Raw genomic sequence first — 25128 nt, forward strand, 5'->3', positions numbered from 1 at the left:
ACGTGAACGCCCCACCCCTTGGCCTCCCGCCCCGGAGGAAGGGTTCCGTCCTCAAACGCCGGACGGGCTGAATTCAGGCGCCCAGGAAGTGACTTTCGGCCGCAGCCCCCGACCTCACGGACCGGGGCAGCCACATCAAGCCCGTCCGGCGCTTGAGGACAAACCCGCGACCCGCACACCCCGAACCACGCGACACCCGGACACCACAAACCCGGACCGGACAGCCACATCAAGCCCGTCCGGCGCTTGAGGACAAAGCCCTGACCCGCACACCCCGGACCACGCGACACCCGGGCACCGCAAGCCCGGACCCCGAAGCGGCCAGGAGCGTCAGGAGTGGCCCAGATCCTCCGTGGGGCCGTCCGCCTGGGCCGGCACCGAGCCGGTGTCGTCCACAGGGCGCAACGGATAGTCGTCCACCTGCAACGTGTCCAGCGCGTGCGGCGCCGGCTTCACCGGCTTCGGCATCACCGCGGCCTCGGAGTGGCCTCCGCAGCCGTACGACAGCGAGACCACCCGGCCGTCCGCCGGAGCGAACTCGTTGGCGCACACACCGAAGGCCTGCCGCAGCGAGCCGGCCATCGGAACGAGGAACGCGCACGTGACACAGGACGCCGGCGCGGCCTGCGCCATCGGTGTCTTCGCGCCGAACTCCTCGTCCCACCGGTCGGCCGCCATCCGCAGCCCGTACCGGGACAGCACCCGTGCCCGCCGCGTGCCGAGCTCCTCCGCGACCGAGGCGATCGAGCCGCGGCTCGTCCCCCCGGGACGCGTCATCAGCTCCGCGTCCTCCGCGTCGACGAGGGCCGCCAGCTCCTGGGACACGTCGGAGACCGGGGAGTTCGGCAGGGGCTCGTCCTCGCCGGTGTAACCCGGCTCCAGGCGCGGGTCCTCCGCCTCGGTCGGCAGCAGGTCGCCGGGGCCCATGTCACCGGGCCGCAGCCGCTCACTCCACGGCACCCACTCGGGGGCCAGCAGCGCGTCGGAGCCCGGCAGCAGCACCGTTTCGTCAAGGGTGACGTTCTTCGCCCGGGAGGCCCTGGCGACCGTCACCGCCCAGCGCCAGCCCCGGTAGCCGGGTTCCTTGCACTCGAAGTAGTGGGTGACGACCCGGTCCCCTTCGGAGACCAGGGCCACGTGTTCACCGACCACTCCGGGCGCGGCGGCCTCCTCGGCCGCGGTGCGGGCGAGGTCTACCGCCTCGGCGCACAGACGGTCAGGGGCGGGGGTACGGGCCGTACGGCTTCGCGTCGTCGCAGCACTCACAGGTCTCGCTTCTCTCCATACGCCGTCTCGAGCGCGCCAGCAGCTCCATCGATGTCCGATTTCGGCCATGACAGTTGTGGGCGGAGCGGACCTGGGGGCCGCGTCGACGTCCACACCCGTTGTGCCTGCCTCGGGCGCGCCTTCTGCCACCCATTCTGCGGGATCGCGGACAGGCGCGCGGCCAAGAACAACCGCCGGTGGCGCGTTACGCACGCTACCCTCTCCGCCGCCCCGAGCCCACCTGCCCACCCCAAACAGCACCGGATCCACAGCTGAGCAGGGACGGAGAGGGACAGAACCCGTGCGAATCCGGCACGGATCGACCGCGACTCCCGGCCAGAATTTCCCTCGGGGGCACCCCATGGAGCACTCACCCGACAGGGGCGTCCCGCGCCGCGCCCCGCCCGATCATGGTTCGCAACGCCGGGGGGTGGGGCACTATGGCCAGGTGGCTGCCGCCAGGTCGTCCGACGGGTCCGGTCCGCTCCGCAGGGCGGGCCGGGCGATGGGTCATGCCCTGCACACCCCGTTCACCGGCACCGCCAAGGGAATCCGGAAGGCGACGCACGCGCACGGTGCCGGGGAGTCCGGTCTCGGCAAGCTGATCGAGCTGCACGCGGTCAACGGCGCGGGCGATGTGATGATCACCATCGCGCTCGCCTCCACGGTGTTCTTCTCCGTTCCCACGGACGAGGCACGCGGCCGTGTCGCTCTCTACCTCGCCGTCACGATGCTTCCGTTCACCCTGCTCGCCCCGGTGATCGGTCCGCTCCTGGACCGGCTGCCGCACGGCCGACGCGCGGCGATGGCCGGCGCGATGTTCGCGAGGGCGGTGCTGGCGCTGACGATGTCCGGCGCCGTCGCGACGGGCGGCCTGGAGCTCTATCCCGCCGCGCTGGGAGTCCTGGTCTGCTCGAAGGCGTACGGAGTCGTGCGCAGCGCCGTCGTGCCCCGGCTGCTGCCACCCCGCTTCTCGCTGGTGAAGGCCAATTCCCGGGTCACCCTCGCCGGCCTGCTGGCCACGGGCGTGGCGGCCCCGATCGGAGCGGGACTCCAGAGCATCGGGTCGGTATGGCCGCTCTACGGCGCCTGCACGATCTTCATCGGCGGGACCGTCCTGGCCTTCACCCTCCCGCACAAGGTCGACTCGGCGAAGGGCGAGCGCAAGGCCCGCCTCGTCGTCCCGCACGGCGAGGAGCGCCCGGCCGACCCGCGCCCGGGGGGAAGCACCAGGAAGAACGGCGGCACGAAGAGCGGCAACACGAAGAGCGGCGCCAAGAAGGAGAAGCCCCCGGGGCTGCGGTCCGTCGGGCCGTCCGTCCTGCACGGCCTCCAGGCGAACGCCTCGCACCGGGCGCTCTCCGGCTTCCTGATCTTCTTCCTGGCGTTTCTGCTGCGCGAGCACCCGCTCGCCGGGCAGAGCGCCGCCGTGTCGCTCGGCATCGTCGGCGTGGCGGCCGGGACCGGCAACGCCTGCGGTACGGCGGTGGGCTCCTGGCTCAAGGCACGCGGCCCCGAGGTGATCGTCGCGACCGTGCTGGGGCTGGCCCTCGGAGTCGCCGTGCTCGCCGCGGTGTTCTTCAGCACCCTGATGGTCGCCGCGCTGGGGGCGGTCGCCGGATTCACCCAGGCGCTGTCGAAGCTGTCGCTGGACGCCATGATCCAGCGTGATGTCCCGGAGGAGGTGCGTACGTCGGCCTTCGCCCGGTCCGAGACCCTGCTCCAGATGGCCTGGGTGGTCGGCGGCGCCATCGGTATCGCGCTCCCCCTCAACGGAGTACTCGGCATGTCCGTCGCGGCCGGCATCCTCGCCCTCGGCGCCGGCGCCTCCGTACGGGGTCTCCTGGGTGCCGCGCGGCGCGGCTCGCCGCACCCCCGCGTGGCGTGAGCTCGGCCGACCGATAGCCTTCGGCCCATGACCGTTGCGTTCTTCTCAGGTAAGGGCCGTCGAATCGGCGTCGCTCTTGGTGCCGTGTCCGCGGGACTCCTTGTCCTGTCCGCCTGCGACAAGCCGACGCCGCTCGCCACCGTGACGGTCGGCGACAACTCGGTGAGCACCGAGGCGGCCTGCTACAACGACGGCAAGCCCCTCAAGGAGTCCGAGATCCAGGGCTGCCTCAACAAGAAGGCGGAGAAGTCCGTCAAGGTCGCGATGGACGACAAGGTCCGCTTCGGCGTCGACCCCGAGATCGCGGACGTCGGCTGGACCCTGTTCATCAACGGCCAGCAGGCCGAGCAGGAGCCGTACAAGAAGACCTACCGGTCCATCCCGGGCAGCGCGTTCTTCGCCAGCCAGACGGGCGAGACGCCGTCGGACAAGACGCAGATCAGCATCGTGGAGGCGAAGGGTCAGAAGCTCACGGGCGTCTGGCACTTCCAGCTCGTGAAGACGTCCTGACCCCCCTGAACACCCCTGGATCTCCGAGGACCACCGCTGTGCGGGTGCTTGTCGTGACCGCCGTCCCTGCCGAACGGGACGCGGTCACGCGCGCGTTCGGGGGTCAGGCACAGGTACGTGAGGTGCCGGGCGCCGAGGTGCACCGCGCCGGTCCTTTCGACGTCCTGGCGGGCGGTGTCGGTCCGGGCGCCGCGGCGGCCGCCGCGGCCTTCGCCCTGGCCGCCGCGCCCGAGCCGTACGGCCTCGTCGTCTCGGCGGGCATCGGCGGCGGCTTCGCTCCCGCCGCCCCGGTGGGCTCCCTCGTCGTGGCGACCGGCATCGTCGCCGCCGATCTGGGCGCCGAGACCCCGGACGGCTTCGTGCCCGTCACCGGTCTCGGCTTCGGCAGGGACGTCCTCCTGCCGCCGGACACCCTCGTGCGGGAGGTGGCGGCCGCCACCGGCGCCGTCCCGGGTCCCGTGCTCACCGTCTCGACCGTGACCGGCAGCGCGGCCCGCACCGCCGCACTGCTGGCCGCACATCCCGGAGCCGTCGCCGAGGCCATGGAGGGCTTCGGTGTCGCGGAGGCGGCCGACCGGGTCGGCGTACCCGTGCTCGAACTCCGGGCCATCTCGAACACCGTGGGACCGCGCGACCGGGACGCCTGGCGCATCGGCGAGGCCCTGGCCGCGCTCACCGGGGCGTTCGGGAAGCTCGCACCCGTAGTGGAAGGTTGGACCCCCCATGACCGACGTGACCGAAACCGTGACTGACCCCGCCGGCGAGGCACAGCCCGCGAAGCTGCGCATCGCCTTCTCGCCGTGCCCGAACGACACCTTCGTCTTCGACGCCTGGGCGCACGGAAGGGTCCCCGGCGCGCCCGCCCTCGACATCACCTTCGCCGACATCGACCTCACCAACGGGATGGCCGAGCGCGGCGAACTGGACGTCCTGAAGGTCTCGTACGCCGTCCTGCCGTGGGTGCTCGACGAGTACGCGCTGCTGCCGTGCGGCGGTGCGCTGGGGCGCGGCTGCGGGCCGCTCGTCCTCACGAAGGAGCCGGGTACCGACCTGACCGGGAAGACCGTCGCCGTCCCGAGCGAGCGCTCCACCGCGTACCTGCTGTTCAGGCTCTGGGCGGCGGAGGTGGTGCCGGGCGGCGTGGGCAAGATCGTCGTGCTGCCGTTCGACGAGATCATGCCCGCGGTGCGCGACGGCCGGGTGGACGCCGGGCTCGTGATCCACGAGGCCCGTTTCACGTACCGGAACTACGGCCTCCACAGCCTGGCCGACATGGGCGAGCACTGGGAGTCGACCACCGGTCTGCCGATCCCGCTCGGCGCGATCATCGCCAAGCGGTCCCTGGGGGAGCGTGCGCTCCAGGAGCTGGCCGACGCGATCCGCACATCGGTGCGGATGGCCTGGGACGACCCGGAGCAGTCGCGTCCCTACGTCCTGGAGCACGCCCAGGAGATGGACCCGGCCGTGGCCGACCAGCACATCGGGCTGTACGTCAACGAATTCACCGCCGACCTCGGCGAGAGCGGCTACGCGGCGATCCGCGGCCTGCTGACCCGGGCTGCGGCGGAGGGACTCGTACCGCCGCTGGCCCCCGACGCACTGGCGTTCGCCGCCCGTTGACGACAACGGGCGGCGCGGCTCGTTCGTCCGTGCCCGCTCAGACGTCGAGCTGGTCGGCAACCGCCCGCAGAAGGCCCGCGATCTGCGCGCCCGCGGCCTTGTCCGGGTAGCGGCCCCGCTCGAGACTCGGCGTGATGTTCTCCAGCAGGGTCGTCAGATCCTGCACGATCGACGCCAGCTCGTCCGGCTTGCGCCGCTGTGCGGCCGCGACGGACGGGGTGGGGTCAAGGATCACGACGGAGAGCGCCTGGTCACCACGCTGGCCGGCGACCACGCCGAACTCGACGCGCTGACCCGGCTTGAGGGCATCGACGCCGTCCGGGAGTACTGACGAGTGGACGAAGACGTCGTCGCCGTCGTCGCGCGAAAGAAAGCCGAAGCCCTTTTCCGAATTGAACCATTTGACCTTACCCGTGGGCACGTCTGTCCTCGTCCTCGTACTCGTCGGTGCGCGGGAGAGCCGTGAAACGGCTCCGGATAGCAGTACAGCGGGTCTCCACGACCCGCCGGGTCCAAGGCTAATGGCCCAAGGGCCGGAGACAAGACGTCGCCGAATGGTTCCGCCGAGCTGGGAACTACCCTGGCCGGGTGAGTACTACTCCTTCCGGCGCAGGCGACCGGCTCGTACAGGTCGGCGCGATCGTCTTCTTCATCGGCGCACTGGCCACGCTGGTCACAGTGGCCCCACTGTTCCTGGGTACCGATCCGTTCCCCTCTGTCGCTTATGCCGTGTGCATGCTGATGGGGCTGGGCTTCCTGATCGCCGCGGCGGGGGTGGTCCGGTCGGTGTGGAAGAACGCGCCGAAGCGCGCCGCCGCCCGCTAGCGGGGCCTGTCAGGCGCCTTCCGCGTAGGTCCGCAGCCAGGCCGGGAACGCGGTGAGATTTGGCAGGATCACGTCGGCGCCCGCCCTGCGCAGCTCCTCCGCGTCGCACGGACCGGTGGTGACGCCGACCGCCAGGGCGTTCGCGGCGCGCGCCCCGCGCACGTCTCCGGTGTGGTCGCCGACGTAGATGTGCGCCCCGTGCTCCACCAGCGCCTCCGCCTTGGCCTCGGCCCAGAGCCTGCCGATCACCGCGTCCGGCTCGATCCCCAGGTGCGCGAGGTGCAGCTTGGCGCTCGGCTCGTACTTGGCGGTGACGACGACCGCCCGTCCGCCGAGAGCCCGCACCGCCTCGATGGCCTCCCGCGCGCCGGGCATGGCGGACGTCGGCGTGATCGCGTGCTGCGGATAGATCTCGCGGTACCGGTCGGCCGTCGCCGCGACCGCTTCGGCCGGGAACCAGTTCGCCAGTTCGTCCTCGACGGGCGGTCCGAGCCGGCTCACCACCAGATCGGCGTCTATGGGGACGCCGGTCTCGGCCGAGAGGGCCAGATAGTTGGCCTTGATGCCGGGGCGGGAGTCGATGAGCGTCATGTCGAGGTCGAAGCCGACCGTCGGGGCGTGTGAGGGCATGAGGCCATTGTGCCGAGGGGCCAGGACCGCCCGGCGCCCGGCGGTGCTTAGACTTAGCCAAGCCTTACCTCCCTTTGTCCGTTTTTGCCGGGGCCCACCGCGGCCCACCGCCTCCCTGCCACACCCTCGCCGCACCCCGATTGGTCCCGATGCCAGCCGCCGCACCACGCCTGTCCAGACGCGCATGCGCCACGGCGGCAGCCGTCGTCGCCCTGCTGCTGGCCGTGCTGCTCAGCCTTGCCGTGGGGGCGCGGACCATCGCGCCGACCGCGGTCCTCGACGCCCTGCTGCACGGCGGGCACTCCGACGCCGCGGAGGTCATCCGCCAGATGCGGGTGCCCCGCACCCTGATCGGGCTGATGGTCGGTGCCGCGCTGGCCGTCGCGGGCACGGCGCTCCAGGGCATCACCCGCAACCCCATCGCCGACCCCGGCGTCCTCGGCATCAGCCAGGGCGCCTCGGTGGCCGTCGTGCTCGCCATCGCGTACGCGGGGATCCACACCCTGACCGGGTACGTGTGGTTCGCGTTCGCGGGGGCCGCGGTCGCGTCCGTCGCCGTGTACGCCATCGCCTCCAGGGGGCGTGGCGGTGCGACGCCGGTGAAGCTCGCGCTGGGCGGTGCGGCGATCAACGCGCTGCTGGTGTCGGTGACCATGGCGGTGCTCACCACCAAGGCGTCCGCCCTGGACGAGTTCCGCTTCTGGCAGGTCGGCTCGATCGCCGGCCGGGAGGCCCAGGTCGCCCAGCAGATCTGGCCGTTCCTGCTGCTCGGTGTGGTCCTCGTCCTGTCCGTGGCGCGCGGGCTCGACGCGCTGGCGCTGGGCGAGGACGTCGCCAAGGGCCTGGGGCAGAACGTCGCGACCGTACGGATCGTCGGCGGCATCGGTGCCACCGTCCTCACCGGCGCCGGGGTCGCCGCGGCCGGGCCGATCGCGTTCGTCGGCCTCGCCGTTCCGCACATCGCCCGCGCGATCGTCGGCGGCGACCACCGCTGGGTGCTGCCGATGGCGGCCCTCGTCGGCCCCGTGATGCTCCTCGTGTCCGACGTCATCGGCCGGATCGTCCTCCCGCCGGGCGAGGTACCCGCCGGGGTGATGACGGCACTGATCGGTGTGCCGTTCCTGGTCACCCTCGTACGCCGGAAGGCGGTCCCCGCATGAGCGCGGACACGGCAGTGCCCGCACCTGCCCGGGTCCGGCCCGCCGGCTACGCCGTCGTACGGGCCGGGCAGCGGGCCCGCTTCCTGCTCCACCGGCGGTCCGGTGCCGTCGCGGCGGCACTCGTCGTGCTGCTGGCCGCGGTCTGTGTGGCCTACCTCTGCGTCGGCGAGAGCTTCGTGGCACCCGCGGAGGTCGTGAAGGTCGTCCTGGGACAGCCGTCGCCCGACGAACTGGTCGTGGGCACCCTCCGGCTGCCGCGCATGGTGGTCGGGCTGCTCGTCGGCGCGGCCTTCGGGATCGCCGGGGCACTGATCCAGACGGTGGCCCGCAACCCGCTCGCCAGCCCCGACATCATCGGCATCAGCCAGGGCGCGAGCGCGCTCACGGTCGGCGCGATGACCGTCGGCGTCACCTCGTACACCGTCCTGCCCTACCTCTCCGTCATCGGCGGGGTCGCGGCGGCGGCGCTCGTGTACGTGTTCGCGTGGCGTGGCGGGCTGCACGCGACGCGCTTCGTCCTCATCGGCATCGGCTTCGCGATCGCCCTGCGGTCGGTGACCACCCTGTTCCTGACGAAGGGCGACTACCTGGTCGCCCAGCAGGCCCAGATCTGGATGACGGGTTCCCTCAACGGCCGCGGCTGGAACGAAGCCGCCCCGATCGGCTGGACGCTGCTGATCCTGCTGCCCGCCGTGCTGTGGGCGGCGCGGGCGCAGCGCACCGTCTCGATGGACGACGACACCGCGACCGCGCTCGGCGTACGGCTCGGCCGTGTGCGGCTCGGGCTCGTCGCCCTCGGCGTGGTCCTGGCGTCCGTGGCGACGGGAACGGCGGGGCCGGTCGACTTCGTCGCGCTCCTCGCCCCGCAGATCGCCCGCCGCATGACCCGTACGGCACAGATCCCGCTGCTGTGCTCCGCACTCCTCGGTGCCGTGATCGTCGTATTCGCCGACCTCCTGGCGCGCAGGCTCTTCTCCCCCACCGAACTTCCGGTGGGTGTGCTGACGGCCGCGGTCGGCGCCCCGTATCTGATCTGGCTCATCATCCGCGGCCACGGCGGCCGCACTGGAGGCAACGCATGAGCACGACCGGCCCCGGTCCCCTCACGGACGCCGTGACCAGCCGGCTGACGGCGCGTGGACTGACCCTCGCCTACGAGGACCGCACCGTCGTGCACGAGCTGGACCTGGCCGTTCCCGACGGGCAGGTGACCGTCATCGTCGGCCCGAACGCCTGCGGCAAGTCGACCACCCTGCGGGCCCTGGGCCGGCTGCTGAGGCCGGCCGGCGGCTCGGTGCTCCTGGACGGCACGGAGCTCTCCCGGATCCCGACCAGGAAGATCGCCCAGTCGGTCGGGCTGCTGCCGCAGACACCCGTGGCGCCCGAGGCGATAACCGTCTCCGACCTGGTCGCCCGCGGCCGCCAGCCGCACCAGCGGTGGTGGCAGCAGTGGTCGGACGAGGACGAGCGCGCGGTGACGGACGCCATGGAGCGCACGGACATCTCCTCGCTCGGCGAGCGTTCGGTGGACGAGCTGTCCGGCGGCCAGCGCCAGCGCGTGTGGATCGCCATGGCGCTCGCGCAGGAGACGGACCTGCTGCTGCTCGACGAGCCCACGACGTACCTCGACATCGCCCACCAGGTGGAGGTCCTGGACCTCGTACGCCGGCTCGCGGCCCCGGCGGCCGACGGCACCCGCGGGCGCACCGTCGTCACCGTGCTCCACGACCTCAACCAGGCCGCCCGCTACGCCGACCACCTGGTCGCCATGAAGTCCGGCCGCATCGTCGCCGAGGGCCGCCCCGGGGACATCGTGACCGCCGAACTCGTACGCGAGGTGTTCGGGCTGGAGGCGGTGATCGTCCCGGACCCGGTGACGGGTTCGCCGCTCGTCGTGCCCGGCGCACCCTGGTCCCCCTCCCTGCCCGCTCCCGGAAAGGCCTCCCTGACATGACGCCCTCCCCGTCCCGCCGCGGCCTGGTGGCCGGTTCACTCGCCGTGGCCACCGCGCTCGCGCTCACCGCCTGCGGCTCCTCCGACAGCCCCGACGCCGCCCCGCCGGCGTCCACGCACACCGTGAAGACGGTGATGGGCGACGTGTCGGTCCCCGACGCGCCGAAGCGGGTCGTCGTGCTGGACACCGCCGAGCTGGACTCGGCTCTCACCCTCGGGGTGAAGCCGGTCGGCGCCACACACGCGGACGTGGAGTCGGGGTTCCTCGACTACCTGTCCGAGGACCAGGTCTCCGGAATCGAGGACGTCGGCGAGATGATGACGCCGAACCTGGAGGCCGTCGCCGCACTGAAGCCCGATCTGATCCTCACGAGCAAGATCCGCCACGGTGACAAGTACGCCGAGCTGACAGCCATCGCGCCGACGGTGATGACGGAGAACACCGGCTACCCGTGGAAGGCGAACTTCCAGGTCCACGCGGACGCGCTGGGCAGGAAGGCCGAGGCGAAGAAGGTCACCGCCGCCTACGCCGCGCACACCGCGGAAGTCACGGAGGCGCTCGGCGGTGCGGCGAAGGCAGCCGCCACCGAGGTCAACATGGTGCGGTTCGTCGAGGGCGCGGACATCCGCATCTACGGCAAGCAGAACTACATCGCGACGATCCTCGCCGACGTCGGCCTGGGCCGCCCCGCGATCACGGACAAGGCGAAGGACGGCTTCTCCTACGACGTCAGCCCGGAGAAGATCGACCTGGCGGACGCGGACGCCGTCTTCCACTCGACGTACGGCGACGCGAAGAAGTCCAGGCAGACACAGACCGTCGGCAGCGGCCTGTGGAAGAACATGTCCGCCGTGAAGAACGGCACGGTGTTCCCGGTCGACGACCAGCTGTGGATCCAGGGCATCGGCTACACCGCGGCGGAGAAGATCCTGGACGAGCTCCGGGCCGACCTGACGAAGTAGCCGCCGGCCGACCGGTGCGGCGCGCTCGAACCGCGCCGCACCTCAGCCCGACAGCCTCCGGGACCGCCACACCAGGTACAGCGCGGAGGCCACCGCCGCCGCACGGACCGCCACCGGCCACACGTCCGACATCGCGTCCTTCATCGCACCCTCCGCGATGGGCTGCCCCCAGCGCCCTTCCATGCGCCCCCACAGCCAGACGAGGGCCCCGGCCGCCACCACGCCCGGCAGCCCCATCGCGACCCACTTCGCCTCCGTGCGCGAGAGCTTGCGCGAGCTGTACGCGAGCAGCCAACCACCCGCGAGGGCCACCCAGGACCCCAGCACGGCACCGGCGACCAGCAGCGCGGCGGACAGCAGCAGGAACGGATGCGCGAAGCGGGGCGCCCTCGCCGCGACGACGGGCTCCGATGCGGCGGGAGCGGGCACCGTGCGGCGGCGGAGCCGAAAGCGCCTCGGACGGGGTACGGCGGTGGCCTCCTCGGCCACCTTCCCGGGCGCTTCGGCCACCTCGCCGGGACCGGGCTTCTCCTCCTCCGGCCGCGGGGGCCGCAGCAGTTCCGGGCTCTCCAGTCCACCCACGAACCCCGGCACCGACGTGCCCTCGCCGAACGGCCCGGGTTCGATCCGCCACCAGTCGGGTTCACCGCCCGGGGGACCCGCCTCGGCCGACCCCGTCATGTGCGGCGCGGACGCCGAGGGCCAGCCGGGTACCGGCCCCGTGTCCGCGGTCTCCTCCTGCGCCTCGCGCCCGTCCGACGCGCCCTTGCGCGACGCGTCTTTCCGGAGCAGCCCCCGCCGTGGCCGGGGAACTCCGCGCGGCTCCGCTGCGGCCGGCTCCGAACCCGCCCGCGGTGAGGGCAGCGACACCGCCCCGTCGCCCGACTCGGCTGCCGCGGCGACCAGTTCGGCCGGTGTGCCGAGTCTGCCGATGATGCGCCGCACCACCGCCGGAGAGTCCGATCCGTCCGTGCCGCGCTGCCGGTCGATCTCGCCCCGCAGTGTCGAGACGAGTCTCATCCGGGCGCCCGATGACAGCTGTTGCCGCTGCGCCAGGTCACCGACCCGGCTCAGATAGTCGTAGACAAGCTGGTCGCTCTCGATCCCCACGCGATCGTTCTCCCTCTACCGCCCTGCCCCGACGGTAGCGTTCCAGGGGCTACCGTGGGACGGATGGGGACGACCACACCACCGCGCACGCTCGCCGAAGCTCTGCGCGCCCGGGGCGACGAATCGCTGGCGGGGCTGCTGCGTGCCCGCCCCGACCTGCTCAGCCCCGTGCCGAACGACATCACCCAGCTGGCGACGCGGGCCGGCACGCGCGCCTCCGTCGTGCGCGCGCTGGAACACCTCGACCGGTTCGCCCTGCAGACCGCGGAAGCCCTGGCCGTGGCGCCGGACCCGGCGCCGTACGGCACCCTTCTCGCGCTCCTCACCGGTGACGGCGAGGGGGACGGCGAAGGGCGCGACGACTCCGGGGCCGCGATCACCGCGGCGCTGCCGGGCGCCCTCGCGAACCTGCGCGAACAGGCCCTCGTCTGGGGCGAGGAGGAGCGGCTGCACCTCGTGCGCACCGCACGCGAGCTGCTCGCCCCGTCACCGCAGCACGCCTCCCCCACCGGTCTCGGCCCGACCGTCTCCGAGGCGACGGCCGGCATGTCGCCGGGCAGGCTGCAGGAGATCCTGACCGCCGCCGGGCTGCCCGCCACCCATGACCCGGTCTCCGCCGTCGCCTCGCTGACCGGCCTCTTCACGGACCGGACCAGGATGGCCGCCCTTCTGGACACCGCCCCCGTCGAGGCGCTGTCGGTGCTGGACCGGCTGGTGTGGGGCCCGCCCTACGGTGAAGTCACGCCGAATCCCACCCCGCCCGTGCAGTGGCTGCGCGACCGGGGGCTGTTGCTGCCCGTGTCGACGCGCACCGTCGTACTGCCGCGCGAGGCCGCGCTGCACCTGCGGGCCGGGCGCGCCCACCGGGTACCCGAACCCGTGCCCCCGGCCCTCGCCCCCGCCGCCGAGCGCGATCCCCAGGCTGTGGACAGAGCCGCGGCCGGCCAGGCACACACGGCCCTGTCCACGATCGAGGAGTTGCTGAAGCTCTGGAACAACGGCGGTCCGGCGATCCTCCGTGCGGGCGGCCTGAGCGTGCGCGAGCTGAAGCGGGTCGCGAGCGCACTCGACGTGTCCGAGGCGATCGCCGCCTTCTGGGTCGAACTCGCGTACGCCGCAGGACTGCTGGCCCCGGACGGGGAGACCGACGAGCGGTACGCGGCGACACCCGCGTACGACGACTGGATCGAACTCCCCGCGCAGGACCGCTGGACCCACCTCGCCGCCGCCTGGCTCGCCGCCACCCGCACCGCGGGACTGGTCGGCGGCCAGGACGCCAAGGGCCGGGCGCTCTCCGCACTCGGCCCCGAGCTGGACCGCTCGGCCGCACCCCAGGTACGCCACCGGGTGCTGGCCCTGTTCTCCTCGCTCCCCCCGGGCACCGCCCCCGACCCGCAGACCCTGCTCGCCCGGCTCCGCTGGGAACGGCCGCTCCGCTCGGCCACGTCCGGCGCGGCACCTGCCCCCGGGGACACCTCCGACCTGCGCTCCCGGATCGCCCTGTGGACGGTCAACGAGGCGGAGCTGCTCGGCATCACCGGCCGCGGGGCGCTCTCCTCCCAGGCACGGGCGCTGCTCGAACAGGGCCCGGACGAGGCCGCCGCCCGTCTCGCGCCGCTCATCCCCGAGCCCCTCGACCACGTACTGCTCCAGGCCGACCTGACGGCCGTGGCCCCCGGCCCGCTGGAGCGCCCGCTCGCCGAGATGCTCTCGGTGCTCGCGGACATCGAGTCGAAGGGCGGGGCGACGGTCTACCGCTTCACGCCCGGTTCCGTACGCCGCGCCCTGGACGCCGGCCAGGCCGCGTCCGACCTGCACGCCTTCCTCGCCACGCACAGCCGCACCCCGGTGCCGCAGCCGCTGAGCTACCTCATCGACGACGTGGCCCGCCGCCACGGCCATCTGCGGATCGGCGCCGCCTCCGCGTACGTGCGCTGCGACGACGAGGCCGTGCTGAACGAGATCCTCGCCGACAAGCGCTCGGCCACCCTGAGGCTGCGCCGCCTCGCACCGACGGTCCTGGCCGCGCAGACCGATCCGGGCTCGCTGCTGGAGGGACTGCGCGAGATGGGGTACGCCCCGGCCGCCGAATCCGCCGAGGGCGATGTCCTGATCACCCGCGCGGGCGCCCGCCGCACCCCGCCCCGAACGGCACCCGCCCCCGTCCCCGAGGGTCCGCCGGTGCCGGACGGGACCCTGCTGACCGCGGCGGTACGGGCCATCAGGGCCGGTGACTCGGCGGCGAGGGCCGTCCACAAGGACTCCGCGGACACGGCCGCGGCCGGTTCCCTCCCCCGCACCACCTCCGCCGAGACCCTCGCCACGGTGCAGGCCGCGGCGATGACCGGGTCCGCGGTCTGGATCGGCTACGTCAACGCGGACGGCGCGGCCAGCCAGCGCGTGATCGCGCCGGTCAAGGTCGAGGGCGGCTTCGTCACGGCGTACGACCACACGGCCGACGAGGTCCGCACGTACCCGCTGCACCGCATCACGGGCGTCGCGGAACTAGCCGACGACGCGACACCGTAGCCACCGGGCCCGGCGTGCCGGGCCCGGCACGGAGGGCGCCCGACTGATCGGTCACACGACTCACCCGCTCACGCCCCCGATGCGGCACACTGGACGTTTGGCCGTTCGCGGCCGCCCCGCGGCAGATTCCAGCAGCAGGGCAGAAGCAGAACAGAAAGGGCCGACGCGCGTGACCGGACCCCTCATCGTCCAGAGCGACAAGACGCTGCTCCTCGAAGTCGACCACGACCAGTCCGACGCCTGCCGTCGTGCGATCGCCCCGTTCGCGGAGCTGGAGCGTGCGCCCGAGCACATCCACACCTACCGGCTCACCCCGCTCGGCCTGTGGAACGCCCGCGCCGCCGGGCACGACGCCGAGCAGGTCGTCGACGCCCTCGTGGAGTACTCGCGCTACCCCGTGCCGCACGCGCTCCTCGTCGACATCGCCGAGACGATGGCCCGGTACGGCCGCCTCACCCTCTCCAAGCACCCGGTCCACGGGCTGGTGCTGACCTCCAACGACCGGCCGGTCCTGGAGGAGATCCTCCGCTCGAAGAAGGTCCAGCCACTCGTCGGGGCGCGCCTCGACCCGGACACCGTGGCGGTGCACCCCTCCGAGCGCGGGCAGATCAAGCAGACGCTGCTGAAGCTGGGCTGGCCGGCCGAGGACCTCGCCGGGTACGTCGACGGCGAGGCGCACCCGATCGAGCTCGACCAGAACGGCTGGGCGCTCCGCCCGTACCAGAGGCAGGCCGTCGAAGGGTTCTGGCACGGCGGCTCCGGTGTCGTCGTCCTGCCCTGCGGCGCCGGGAAGACGCTGGTCGGAGCCGGTGCGATGGCGGAGGCCAAGGCGACCACGCTGATCCTCGTCACGAACACCGTCTCGGCCAGGCAGTGGAAGCACGAGCTGGTGAAGCGGACCTCGCTGACCGAGGACGAGATCGGCGAGTACAGCGGTACGCGCAAGGAGATCCGGCCGGTCACCATCGCCACGTACCAGGTGCTGACGACCCGCCGTAAGGGCGTCTACGCGCACCTGGAGCTGTTCGACTCCCGCGACTGGGGTCTGGTCATCTACGACGAGGTGCACCTCCTGCCCGCCCCCGTCTTCAAGTTCACCGCCGACCTCCAGGCCCGGCGGCGCCTCGGGCTCACCGCGACCCTGGTGCGCGAGGACGGCCGCGAGTCGGACGTCTTCTCGCTCATCGGGCCCAAGCGGTTCGACGCGCCGTGGAAGGAGATCGAGGCGCAGGGCTACATCGCGCCCGCCGACTGTGTCGAGGTCCGCGTCAATCTGACGGACGCGGAACGTCTCGCGTACGCGACGGCCGAGACCGAGGAGAAGTACCGGTTCTGCGCGACGACCGCGACGAAGCGCAAGGTCACCGAGGCGCTCGTCCGCAAGCACCAGGGCGAGCAGACCCTCGTCATCGGGCAGTACATCGACCAGCTCGACGAGCTCGGCGAGCACCTGAACGCCCCGGTGATCAAGGGCGAGACCAGTAACGCGCAGCGCGAGAAGCTGTTCGGCGCGTTCCGCGAGGGCGAGATCAGCGTGCTGGTGGTGTCGAAGGTCGCGAACTTCTCGATCGACCTGCCGGAGGCGACGGTCGCCATCCAGGTGTCGGGAACGTTCGGCTCGCGCCAGGAGGAGGCGCAGCGGCTCGGCCGGGTGCTGCGGCCGAAGGCGGACGGGCACGAGGCCCGGTTCTACTCGGTCGTCGCCCGCGACACGATCGACCAGGACTTCGCGGCGCACCGCCAGCGGTTCCTGGCCGAGCAGGGGTACGCGTACCGGATCGTCGACGCGGACGAGCTGCTGGCGGGCAACTGACTCAGCGGTGGCGGCGGACGATGCCCGCCTCCTCGGCGTACTCACCGAGGACGACCACCCCGAACGCGGTGCGCGCGAAGACGGTGACGGCGCGCACCGCGTCGCCGAGGCGGTGTCGGGTGTGACCGGTGGCCGCGGTCGCGCCGTGCGCGGGCCCGGTCCTGCGCGGGTTCAGATATACGGTGCTCATGCCTTCCATGGTGCGCCGCTCCCGCCCGCGACGGCATCGGCCTGCGGACGGAAGCGCGCGGGGGCGCGGGTCGCCCGCAGGTCGCATGCCGTCCCCTACGGGACGTACGGACGCCGCTGAAAATCGTTCGACGGTGCGGACCGCGGTCGCTACAATCGCCGGTCTGCCCGCCTCCCGCACCGTGGTACCGGTCCGCCTCCCTGAGCGGCCGGCAGCCGGGGGAGCGCCGCCGACCGGACGGAAACCGGCCGACAACAGCCGCACGCATCCTCGCGTGCACACCTGTGAACGTCCCTGAGCGGACCCGGCCTCCGAGCCCGGTCCGCCGTCCTGCGTCGAAAAGCCGGAGGCAACACCGTGCCCGCGCACGAAGAGACAAGCGAAGACACCAGCAGTCCACTGGACGGGGAACGCGCCCACCTGGCCGGTTCCCGTGCCGCACTGCGCGCCATGCGCGAGGACGTACAGGCCCTCGACATCCGCGACGTCACGGCGAACTGGGTCAACGCCGCCGTCCTGCAGGCCCAGATCGACGACCGCATCAAGGCGCTCGCCGACCTCTCCCACACCCCGCTCTTCTTCGGCCGCCTCGACTACCGGCACCCCGTCGGCGCCCAGGAGGCGGAGGGCGCCGAGGGCGAGCAGTTCTACATCGGACGCCGCCACGTCCACGACGCCCAGGGCGACCCGATGGTCATCGACTGGCGTGCCCCGGTCTCCCAGCCCTTCTATCAGGCGTCCAGGAACAACCCGCTGGACGTCGACCGCCGGCGCCGCTTCGGCTACACCGGCGGCGAGCTGACCGCGTACGAGGACGAGCACCTCAGCGACCCGGCGGAGACCGAGCAGACCAGCAAGCTCCTCCAGGCGGAGATCGAGCGGCCCCGTGTCGGCCCGATGCGCGACATCGTGGCAACGATCCAGCCGGAGCAGGACGAGATCGTCCGCAGCGGGCTCGGCGGGACGGTCTGCGTCCAGGGAGGTCCCGGTACCGGAAAGACGGCCGTCGGCCTGCACCGTGTCGCCTACCTCCTGTACGCGCACCGCGAGCGGCTCGCCCGCACCGGCACCCTCGTCATCGGCCCGAACCGGTCGTTCCTGCACTACATCGAGCAGGTGCTGCCCGCGCTGGGCGAGCTGGAGGTGAAGCAGGCCACCGTCGAGGACCTGGTGACGGCCGGGGTCGAGGTGCGCGGCACGGACGAGGCCGCCGCCGCCGTGATCAAGGGCGACGCCCGGATGGCGGAAGTCCTGCGGCGCGCGCTCCGCTCGCACGTCACCCCGCCGACGGAGGGCGTCGTGGTGGTGCGCGGCTCACGTCGCTGGCGGGTACCGGCGTACGAGATCGAGGAGATGGTGGGCGAGCTGCTGGCCCGCGACATGCGCTACGGCGCCGCCCACGAGGCGCTCCCGCAGCGCATCGCGCACGCCGTCCTCGTACGGATGGAGGAGGCGGGCGAGGCGCCGGACGACCGGGTGCAGAACGCGGTGGCGCGGACCCCGGCGGTAAAGGCGGCCGTGAAGGCGGTCTGGCCGGCGGTGGAGCCGACGAAGCTGGTGCTGCGGCTCCTGACGGACGCCGAGTTCCTGGCCGCGCACGCGGAGGGGATCCTCACCGGGGACGAGCAGAAGCAGATCCTCATGGCCAGGCCCGCCCGCAGCGTGAAGTCCGCGAAGTGGTCGGCGGCGGACGCGGTCCTCATCGACGAGGCGGGCGACCTGGTGGCCCGTACGCACTCGCTGGGCCATGTCGTGATCGACGAGGCCCAGGACCTGTCCCCGATGCAGTACCGGGCGGTGGGACGCCGCTGCTCGACCGGTTCGGCGACGGTGCTCGGCGACCTGGCGCAGGGGACGACTCCGTGGTCGACGGAGAGCTGGGCGCAGGCGCTGTTCCACCTCGGCAAGGCGGACGCGGTGGTGGAGGAGCTGACCGCCGGCTTCCGTGTGCCGCGCGAGGTGATCGCGTACGCCTCCCGGCTGCTCTCCGCGATCTCGCCCGGCCTGGCGGCCGTGGAGTCGGTGCGTGAGTCGCCCGGCTCGCTGGCCGTGCGGGAGGTGGCCGCGGACGTCCTGGACGCGGCGGTGGTCGCGGCCTGCGAGGAGTCGCTGGTCCACGAGGGCTCGATCGGCCTGATCGCCGCCGACGCCCGCATCCCCGCCCTGGCCGACGCCCTCACGGCCGCCGGCCACGCGTACCTGTCCCCCGGCGAGGAGACGACGGCCGCCTCCCGTCTGACCCTGGTACCGGCATCGCTGGCCAAGGGCCTGGAGTACGACTACGTGGTGCTGGACGAACCGGCCGCGGTGGTCGACGGCGAGCCCGACGAACGCACGGGCCTGCGGCGGCTGTACGTGGCGCTGACCCGTGCGGTGTCGGGTCTGATCGTGCTGCACGCCGCGAAGCTGCCGGAACAGCTGGTGTAGAGCCGCGCTCCGGATCAGCCGATGACGGTCACCGCCGTCGCCACGGTGACCGCCACCATCGCCGCCTGCATGGTGCGGATCGCGATCCGGACGTTCTCGCCCGCCCACTGGCCTTCCGCGACCTCTTCCATCCGCGGCGACACCTTGCCCTTCGGCAGGTCGGGGAAGGCCAGACGGTGCAGCTTCGCGGCGTGGACCAGCGCGATCAGCCCGGCGGAGCGGTCGTCGGGCTCCTCCCCGTACAGCACCACTCGGGCAAGCCGGTCGCGCAGCTCGCGCTCGACCGAGCCGTCCGCCTCGGGGAAGCGGCGCACGGGGAAGACGCCGAGCACCTTGTGCTGCTCCTCGCCCACCAGCCCGCGTTCGCGCAGGCTCTCGATCGTGGCGCGCACGGCCTTGCTCTGATCCCTCGTCAGCCACTCGGTGACCTTGCGGGGTTTGCTCCGCTTGGCCGCCCAGACCGCGATCAGCCTCAGCTGTTCGTCGAGCAGCGCGGTGCCGGTGGGCTCCGTGCCGGTCACGGCGATCCTCCCGCCGTCCACCGAGACGCGGCCTGCCATGACGAGCTCGAGCAGGGTCCCGCCCGCGACGGCCCAGCCGGCGGACTGCCGCTCCTTCGCCACTCCGGACTCGTCGTCCAGCGACAACAGCATGACTTCTTCGCCCAACGTGACCGACATCAGCCGGTTCCCCCTTCGGTCGCCTACCCGTAGGGACGCCTGGAGCGGGTGGCGCGTTCCCGGTCCGGGGCCCCTCACCCGGTTCCTTCCGCCTCCACCTTCGGAAGGATCCGGTCCAGCCAGCGCGGCGACCACCAGGCGGCACGGCCCAGCAGGGTCATCACCGCGGGCACCAGGAGCAGCCGGACGACGGTGGCGTCGATGAGCACGCTCGCCGCGAGTCCGAGGCCCAGCATCTTCACGACGATGTTGTCGCTGATCAGGAACGCGGCGAAGACGCTGACCATGATCAGGGCCGCGCAGGTGATGACCCGGGCGGTGATCTCCAGGGCGTGCGCCACGCTGGCCTTGGGGTCCTGGGTGCGCAGCCAGGCCTCGTGGATCCGGGTCAGCAGGAAGATCTCGTAGTCCATGCTCAGGCCGAAGACGATGGCGAACATCATCATCGGCACGTAGCTCTCGATCGGGACATCGCCCGACACCCCCAGGGCGGGCCCGCCCCAGCCCCACTGGAAGACGGCCACCACGACCCCGTACGAGGCCGCGATCGACAGCACGTTGAGGACGGCCGCCTTGAGCGCGACGAGCACCCCCCGGAACACGGCCAGGATCACGAGGAAGGCGAGGCCGACCACCACGACGATGATCAGGGGCAGTCGGCTGGAGACGATGTCCAGGAAGTCGACCTGGGCGGCGGTCGTGCCGGTGACGTACGTGTCCGCCGAGGTGCCGGAGACCGCGTCGGGCAGGACGTCGTCCGTCAGGTGGTTGGTCAGTTCCGTGGTTTTCTCGTCCTGCGGCGCGGCCACGGAGTACGCGGTGGCCGTGAGGACGTCCCCGTCCGACGTGGGGGTGAGCGGGGTGATGAGGGCGGCGTTCGGCACCTTGGTCAGGGCCTGCTCGGCCTGGGACTCCAGCGCGGACCTGTCGTCCTGCGCGACCGCGCTCTGGTCGATCACGATCGTCAGCGGGCCGTTCGAACCCGGCCCGAACGCCGAGGTCATCAGGTCGTAGGCGCGCCGGTCGGTGAAGGATTTGGGGTCGGCGCCGTCCCCGATGTGGCCGAGCTGGATGGAGAAGAGCGGAATGGCGAGGACGGCCAGCACCACGACACCGCCGGTCAGGAACCACCACGGTCTGCGCTCGACGCGTTGCGCGTAGCGGTGCCAGGTACCTCCGCTGCCGGGTGCCGCCTTCCCGGCAGTCGTCCCCGTCCCGGCAGCCGGCTCCGGGTCCGGCTCGGTCTCCGCCACCGGCTTGCGTACGTGGATCCGGTCGATGTGCCGCCCGATCAGTCCGAGCATGGCCGGCACCAGGGTGAGGGCGCCGAGGACTGCCGTGACCACGGTGACGGCGGCGGCCAGGCCGAGCTTGCCGATGAACGAGATCCCGGAGACCCACAGTCCGCAGAGGGCGATGATCACCGTGCACCCGGAGAGGAGTACGGCCCGCCCGCTGGTGGCGGTGGCCATCCCGGCGGCGGTCACCGGATCCCTGCCGTCCATGAGGTTCTGGCGGTGCCGGGTGACGAGGAACAGCGCGTAGTCGATCCCGACCCCGATCCCGATCATCGTGGCCAGCGTCGGCGAGACGGTCGCGAACGTCATCGCGGCGGCCAGCAGCCCCAGCAGGGCCAGACCGAAGACCACGCAGATGAGGGCGGTCACCAGGGGCAGCAGGGCGGCCAGGAGGCTGCCGAAGCCGATCAGCAGCACCAGGACGGCCACCGCGAACCCGATGGCCTCGCTCGTACGGTCGTTCGCCTCGGGCCGGGCGAGCTCGCCCAGCGAACCGCCGTACTCCACTTCGACGCCCTTGGCACGCAGCGGCTGGACGGCCGCGTCCACCCCGTCGAGATAGCCGTCGCCCAGGGTGGAGGGCTGCACGCTGAAGCGGACGGTGATGTACGCCGTCTTCCCGTCGGTGGAGAGCGGCCCGACGTTCGGGGTGGTCGTGGGGGTGTCCGACGACAGGGGGTTCTGGACCGACAGCACGTCCGGCAGCTTCTGAAGACTGGCCACGACGGTCGAGACCTCGCTGCTGACGGCGCTGAGCGGATCGCTCGGATCGTGCAGCACCACCTGGCTGCTGTAGCCGCCCGCCTGGGGAGCGTGCGCCTTCAGCACGTCCAGTCCGTCCTGCGACTGGGTTCCGGGGATCGCGAAGTTGTCGGAGTAGTCACCCCCGTACAGGTGCTGCAGGGCCTGGCCCCCGGCGAGCGCGGCCAGCCACAGGACGATGACGATCACGAAGTGGTGCGCGCACCATTCCCCGGTCCGGCGCAGCACGCCCGCACGGCTCGGCCGCGCGCCGCGGCCGTGGACGGACTGGGTCAGTGGCATGGGGACTCCGGGGGTGGAGCGGCGCAACAGGTCACTCAGCATTCAAGTTCCGTTACGGCGCCCCGGCACTCCCGGAGTGACGGAACGGGTGACGCGCACGGCGCCGGCCGGAGTTCGGGGACAGGACGCCGGCGCCCGCACCTCACCCGTCGAGCACGGCGCGCCACTCCCGTACGGCCGCCACGTCCACGGGCTCCGACCAGCCGCCCGGCCGTGCCGCCCCGCCGATGTGGAAGGCGTCGATGCCCCCGGCGAGCAGCCGCGGCAGGTGTTCCAGGCGCAGTCCGCCGCCCACCAGGATCTGCGGTTCGTAACCGGGCAGGCCCGAGGCCGTGCGAGCCGCTTCGGTCAGCAGGGTCGGAATGCCGTCGTCGACCCCGTCCGCCGAGCCCGCCGTCAGGTACGTGTCCAGGCCGGGCAGTTCCGCGAGGTGCTTGCGCAGGGCTTCCCGGTCCACGGCCCTGTCGATCGCACGGTGGAATGTCCAGCGGCAGCCGTTCAGCTCGGCGACGAGGCGCTCGACGGCGACGAGGTCGACGTGGCCGTCCCGGTCGAGGAAGCCGAGCACGAACTCCTCGGCGCCTTCGGCCCGCATCTCGCGTGCCTTCTCCACGAGGACGTCGATGTCGCCGACCGCGAACCCGTCCGCGATGCGGAGCATCACGCGCAGCGGGATGTCCACGGCGGACCGGATCTCCGCGACGGTCTTCGGGGACGGTGTCAGGCCGTCCGCGGCCATGTCGGTGACCACTTCGAGGCGGTCCGCACCACCGGCCTGAGCTGCGACCGCGTCCTCCGCGTCGAGAGCGATCACCTCCAGGACTGCACGGTTGCTCATGAGGTTCCATTCCTTCGGAGCGGCTGCAGGTCTAGTCCAATGACCAGCCTACGGGGCGGTCACGCGAGGGCGCAGCTCACCATGGAAACGCGTGGCTCCTGAACCTAACCCGCGGCGGCGACGGCGCTACGCCCGCACGAACCTCACGCGCGTCCCCGGAACCGCCTGCGCGGCCCCCGCCAGCGCCGACTCGGCGACCACGCCGACGACCGGGTAGCCGCCCGTCGTCGGATGGTCGTTGAGGAACACCACGGGCCGCCCGTCCGGCGGCACCTGGACGGCGCCGAGCACCATGCCCTCGCTCGGCAGTTCCCCGTCGAGGGCGCGTTCCAGGACGGGCCCTTCCGTACGCAGTCCGATGCGGTTGCTCCGCGCCGAGACCCGGTACGCGGCGGTCGTCAGTGTGCGGAGCGCGGCCACGGTGAACCACTCCTGGCGGGGGCCGGGGTACAGCGGGAGGACCAGCTCGCCGGGCACGCCCGGCCACGGCACCGCGTCGGCGGGCGGGCAGCCGTGTCCGTGCCCCAGGGGCAGTACGTCACCGTCGCGCAGGACCGGCGGGCCGAGCCCCGAGAGCAGGTCGGCGGACCGGCTTCCGAGCACCGGCTCCGGCACCAGGCCGCCCCCGAACGCCAGGTAGCTGCGCAGGCCGTGCACCGCGGGCCCGGCCTCCAGGACGGCCCCTTCCGGTACGCGCACGGGCGCGCCCCACGCCACCGGCCGCCCGTCCACCGTCACCCGGCAGCCCGCGCCGCCGACGACGGCGGCCACGGACCGGGCACCGGACAGGCGGACCGCGCAGCCCGTGAGCGTGGTCTCCAGGACGGCCGCGTCCGGCGTGTTGCCGACGAGCCGGTTGGCCAGCCGCCGGGCGGGCCCGTCCAGTGCCCCCGCCCGGGGTACCCCGAGATGCGCCCAGCCGGTCCGCCCCTCGTCCTGCACCGTCGTCAGTGCCCCGGCCCGGACCACCTGGAGCACGGGGCTCATCCGGGTACCCCTGCCGCCACGAAGCGCACCCGTGCCCCCGGGCCGAGCAGTGCCGCCGGTTCGCGGGCCGGGTCCCACAGGGCGCCCGGTTCCGGCATCCGGCCTATGAGCTGCCAGCCGCCGGGCGAGGGGCGCGGGTACACCCCGGTGTACGGCCCCGCGAGGGCCAGCGCACCGGCGGACACCCGGGTCCGCGGAGTGGCGCGGCGCGGTACGTGCAGATGCTCGGGCAGCCCCGTGAGGTACCCGAACCCGGGTGCGAATCCGCAGAAGGCCACCCGGAACTCCGTACCGGCGTGGATGAGCGGTACGTCGGCGACGGCGACGCCCCAGGCCTCGGCCACGTCGCCGAGGTCCGGGCCGTCGTAGACGACGGGGATCTCGACGGTCTCCCCGGCGCCCCGGTGCAACGGCGGTATCTCCCAGGCCGGCAGCCGACCGGCCAGCGAGCGGTCCTCCACCCCGTCCAGCAGTACCGTCCGGGCCCCGGGGACGATCTCGCGTACCCCGGGCAGGGAGCCGTCCGCCCGGCGGCGCAGCAGCTCCGCGTGGAAGGCCTCCGCGTCCTGCGAGGAGGCGAGCTCCACCAGGAGGGCGCCGGGGCCGGCGGAGAGCACCCGTATCGCGCTCATGCGAACGCCCGCACGGACACGCCCGCGTCCTCCAGCGCCGTACGGACCCGTCGGGCGAGCGCCGCCGCCCCGGGGGTGTCGCCGTGGACGCACAGGGAGCGCGCGCCGACCCGTATGCGGCTGCCGTCCGCGGCCGTCACGGCCCGCTCGACGGCCATGCCGACACTGCGGCGTACGACCTCGTCCGCGTCGTGCAGCACCGCGCCCTCCTCGCCGCGCGGCACGAGCGTGCCCTGCGGGGTGTACGCACGGTCGGCGAAAGCCTCCTCGACGGCCGTCAGGCCGGCCGCCTCCGCACGGTCGAGCAACCGCGATCCGGGCAGCCCCAGGACTGCCGGACGGCCGCCCGCGAGCAGCACGCCCTCGATGACGGCCGCGGCCTGCTCGTCGTTCCCGGACGGTGCGGTTGTACAGGGCGCCGTGCGGTTTGACGTACGAGACCGTGGAGCCCGCCGCCTCGGCGAAGACCCGGAGCGCGCCTATCTGGTACGCGATCTCGGCGGTGAGTTCGGCGGACGGCACGTCCATGGCCCGGCGCCCGAACCCGGCGAGGTCGCGGTAGGAGACCTGCGCCCCGATCCGTACCCCACGGGCAGCCGCCGTGTCGCAGACCCGCCGCATCACGGAGGCGTCGCCCGCGTGGAAGCCGCAGGCCACGTTCGCGCTGGTGACACAGGTCAGGAGCGCCTCGTCCTCGGTGAGGGTCCAGCGCCCGAACCCCTCGCCGAGGTCCGCGTTGAGATCCATCAGGATGTGCGTGGGGTC

Annotated in this window: 22 protein-coding genes and 1 pseudogene; 12 read left to right on the forward strand and 11 right to left on the reverse strand. The window is 72.7% G+C overall.

Translation table 11 applies throughout. The features are described 5' to 3' along the window. Positions 1-330: 330 nt before the first annotated feature. Positions 331-1266 (reverse strand): DUF3027 domain-containing protein, encoded by a 936-nt coding sequence (locus ACFW9O_RS04890; protein WP_384605048.1) that lies wholly within the window; start codon positions 1264-1266, stop codon positions 331-333. A 448-nt stretch (positions 1267-1714) separates the two neighbouring features. Here ACFW9O_RS04890 and ACFW9O_RS04895 point away from each other — a divergent pair, with 448 nt between their 5' ends. The 4 genes from ACFW9O_RS04895 to ACFW9O_RS04910 are packed head-to-tail and all read left to right on the forward strand — an operon-like array spanning position 1715 to position 5284. Beyond that, the gene (locus ACFW9O_RS04895) at positions 1715-3154 is read left to right on the forward strand and encodes an MFS transporter (protein WP_384605051.1); all 1440 of its coding nucleotides are present in this window, start codon (positions 1715-1717) and stop codon (positions 3152-3154) included. A 27-nt stretch (positions 3155-3181) separates the two neighbouring features. Beyond that, positions 3182-3664: a DUF2771 domain-containing protein gene (locus ACFW9O_RS04900; RefSeq protein WP_351165517.1), complete on the forward strand. Its 483-nt coding sequence runs from the start codon at positions 3182-3184 to the stop codon at positions 3662-3664. 38 nt (positions 3665-3702) lie between these two features. Further along, positions 3703-4416 (forward strand): futalosine hydrolase, encoded by a 714-nt coding sequence (locus tag ACFW9O_RS04905; RefSeq protein WP_384605054.1) that lies wholly within the window; start codon positions 3703-3705, stop codon positions 4414-4416. Further along, positions 4388-5284: a 1,4-dihydroxy-6-naphthoate synthase gene (locus tag ACFW9O_RS04910; protein WP_384605057.1), complete on the forward strand. Its 897-nt coding sequence runs from the start codon at positions 4388-4390 to the stop codon at positions 5282-5284. The genes ACFW9O_RS04905 and ACFW9O_RS04910 overlap by 29 nt, the downstream gene beginning before the upstream one ends. Before the next feature lie 37 nt (positions 5285-5321). On the opposite strand, the gene ACFW9O_RS04915 is transcribed toward ACFW9O_RS04910, so the two are convergent. After that, positions 5322-5705, reverse strand: a complete 384-nt coding sequence (locus tag ACFW9O_RS04915; RefSeq protein ID WP_329208578.1) for a cold-shock protein — start codon at positions 5703-5705, stop codon at positions 5322-5324. A gap of 167 nt (positions 5706-5872) precedes the next feature. Between ACFW9O_RS04915 and ACFW9O_RS04920 the strand changes: the two genes are divergently transcribed. Next, complete coding sequence (locus ACFW9O_RS04920; protein WP_351165523.1) at positions 5873-6109, forward strand: hypothetical protein; 237 nt, start codon at positions 5873-5875, stop codon at positions 6107-6109. Positions 6110-6118: 9 nt separating this feature from the next. Here ACFW9O_RS04920 and ACFW9O_RS04925 read toward each other — a convergent pair whose 3' ends face one another. Then, complete coding sequence (locus ACFW9O_RS04925; RefSeq protein WP_351165525.1) at positions 6119-6739, reverse strand: haloacid dehalogenase-like hydrolase; 621 nt, start codon at positions 6737-6739, stop codon at positions 6119-6121. A gap of 149 nt (positions 6740-6888) precedes the next feature. Here ACFW9O_RS04925 and ACFW9O_RS04930 point away from each other — a divergent pair, with 149 nt between their 5' ends. Genes ACFW9O_RS04930 through ACFW9O_RS04945 form a run of 4 tightly spaced genes read left to right on the forward strand, consistent with a single transcriptional unit; the run spans position 6889 to position 10815 of the window. Next, positions 6889-7899 (forward strand): FecCD family ABC transporter permease, encoded by a 1011-nt coding sequence (locus ACFW9O_RS04930; RefSeq protein WP_384605061.1) that lies wholly within the window; start codon positions 6889-6891, stop codon positions 7897-7899. Further along, positions 7896-8981, forward strand: a complete 1086-nt coding sequence (locus ACFW9O_RS04935) for a FecCD family ABC transporter permease (protein WP_384605063.1) — start codon at positions 7896-7898, stop codon at positions 8979-8981. Before ACFW9O_RS04930 ends, ACFW9O_RS04935 begins: the two co-directional genes overlap by 4 nt. Beyond that, on the forward strand, positions 8978-9853 hold the full coding sequence (locus ACFW9O_RS04940) for an ABC transporter ATP-binding protein (RefSeq protein WP_384605064.1): 876 nt from the start codon (positions 8978-8980) through the stop codon (positions 9851-9853). Before ACFW9O_RS04935 ends, ACFW9O_RS04940 begins: the two co-directional genes overlap by 4 nt. Beyond that, complete coding sequence (locus ACFW9O_RS04945; RefSeq protein WP_384605066.1) at positions 9850-10815, forward strand: ABC transporter substrate-binding protein; 966 nt, start codon at positions 9850-9852, stop codon at positions 10813-10815. The genes ACFW9O_RS04940 and ACFW9O_RS04945 overlap by 4 nt, the downstream gene beginning before the upstream one ends. A 42-nt stretch (positions 10816-10857) precedes the next feature. On the opposite strand, the gene ACFW9O_RS04950 is transcribed toward ACFW9O_RS04945, so the two are convergent. After that, positions 10858-11925: a hypothetical protein gene (locus ACFW9O_RS04950; protein WP_384605068.1), complete on the reverse strand. Its 1068-nt coding sequence runs from the start codon at positions 11923-11925 to the stop codon at positions 10858-10860. A 63-nt stretch (positions 11926-11988) separates the two neighbouring features. Here ACFW9O_RS04950 and ACFW9O_RS04955 point away from each other — a divergent pair, with 63 nt between their 5' ends. After that, the gene (locus ACFW9O_RS04955) at positions 11989-14454 is read left to right on the forward strand and encodes a helicase-associated domain-containing protein (RefSeq protein ID WP_384605070.1); all 2466 of its coding nucleotides are present in this window, start codon (positions 11989-11991) and stop codon (positions 14452-14454) included. 169 nt (positions 14455-14623) lie between these two features. After that, on the forward strand, positions 14624-16267 hold the full coding sequence (locus tag ACFW9O_RS04960; protein ID WP_384605071.1) for a DNA repair helicase XPB: 1644 nt from the start codon (positions 14624-14626) through the stop codon (positions 16265-16267). Between the two features lies 1 nt (position 16268). Here ACFW9O_RS04960 and ACFW9O_RS04965 read toward each other — a convergent pair whose 3' ends face one another. After that, the gene (locus ACFW9O_RS04965; protein ID WP_383179788.1) at positions 16269-16457 is read right to left on the reverse strand and encodes a hypothetical protein; all 189 of its coding nucleotides are present in this window, start codon (positions 16455-16457) and stop codon (positions 16269-16271) included. A 357-nt stretch (positions 16458-16814) separates the two neighbouring features. Between ACFW9O_RS04965 and ACFW9O_RS04970 the strand changes: the two genes are divergently transcribed. After that, positions 16815-18884, forward strand: coding sequence for a HelD family protein (locus ACFW9O_RS04970; protein WP_384605074.1), 2070 nt, complete (start codon positions 16815-16817; stop codon positions 18882-18884). A 14-nt stretch (positions 18885-18898) separates the two neighbouring features. Here the strand turns inward: ACFW9O_RS04970 and ACFW9O_RS04975 are convergent, their stop codons facing one another. The 6 genes and pseudogenes from ACFW9O_RS04975 to ACFW9O_RS05000 form a co-directional block, all read right to left on the reverse strand. Beyond that, positions 18899-19564, reverse strand: a complete 666-nt coding sequence (locus ACFW9O_RS04975; protein WP_384605076.1) for a GPP34 family phosphoprotein — start codon at positions 19562-19564, stop codon at positions 18899-18901. Between the two features lie 74 nt (positions 19565-19638). Continuing rightward, a complete protein-coding gene (locus ACFW9O_RS04980; protein ID WP_384605079.1) occupies positions 19639-21906 on the reverse strand; it encodes an MMPL family transporter in 2268 nt (755 codons plus the stop codon). 142 nt (positions 21907-22048) lie between these two features. Further along, the gene (locus tag ACFW9O_RS04985) at positions 22049-22744 is read right to left on the reverse strand and encodes a copper homeostasis protein CutC (protein ID WP_384605081.1); all 696 of its coding nucleotides are present in this window, start codon (positions 22742-22744) and stop codon (positions 22049-22051) included. A 126-nt stretch (positions 22745-22870) separates the two neighbouring features. After that, positions 22871-23731, reverse strand: coding sequence for a biotin-dependent carboxyltransferase family protein (locus ACFW9O_RS04990; RefSeq protein ID WP_384605083.1), 861 nt, complete (start codon positions 23729-23731; stop codon positions 22871-22873). After that, on the reverse strand, positions 23728-24363 hold the full coding sequence (locus tag ACFW9O_RS04995; protein WP_384605086.1) for an allophanate hydrolase subunit 1: 636 nt from the start codon (positions 24361-24363) through the stop codon (positions 23728-23730). Before ACFW9O_RS04995 ends, ACFW9O_RS04990 begins: the two co-directional genes overlap by 4 nt. Next, positions 24360-25110, reverse strand: a pseudogene (locus tag ACFW9O_RS05000) (LamB/YcsF family protein). Before ACFW9O_RS05000 ends, ACFW9O_RS04995 begins: the two are co-directional and overlap by 4 nt. Positions 25111-25128 lie beyond the last annotated feature (18 nt).

The organism is Streptomyces sp. NPDC059499 (assembly GCF_042749285.1).
GTDB lineage: Bacteria > Actinomycetota > Actinomycetes > Streptomycetales > Streptomycetaceae > Streptomyces.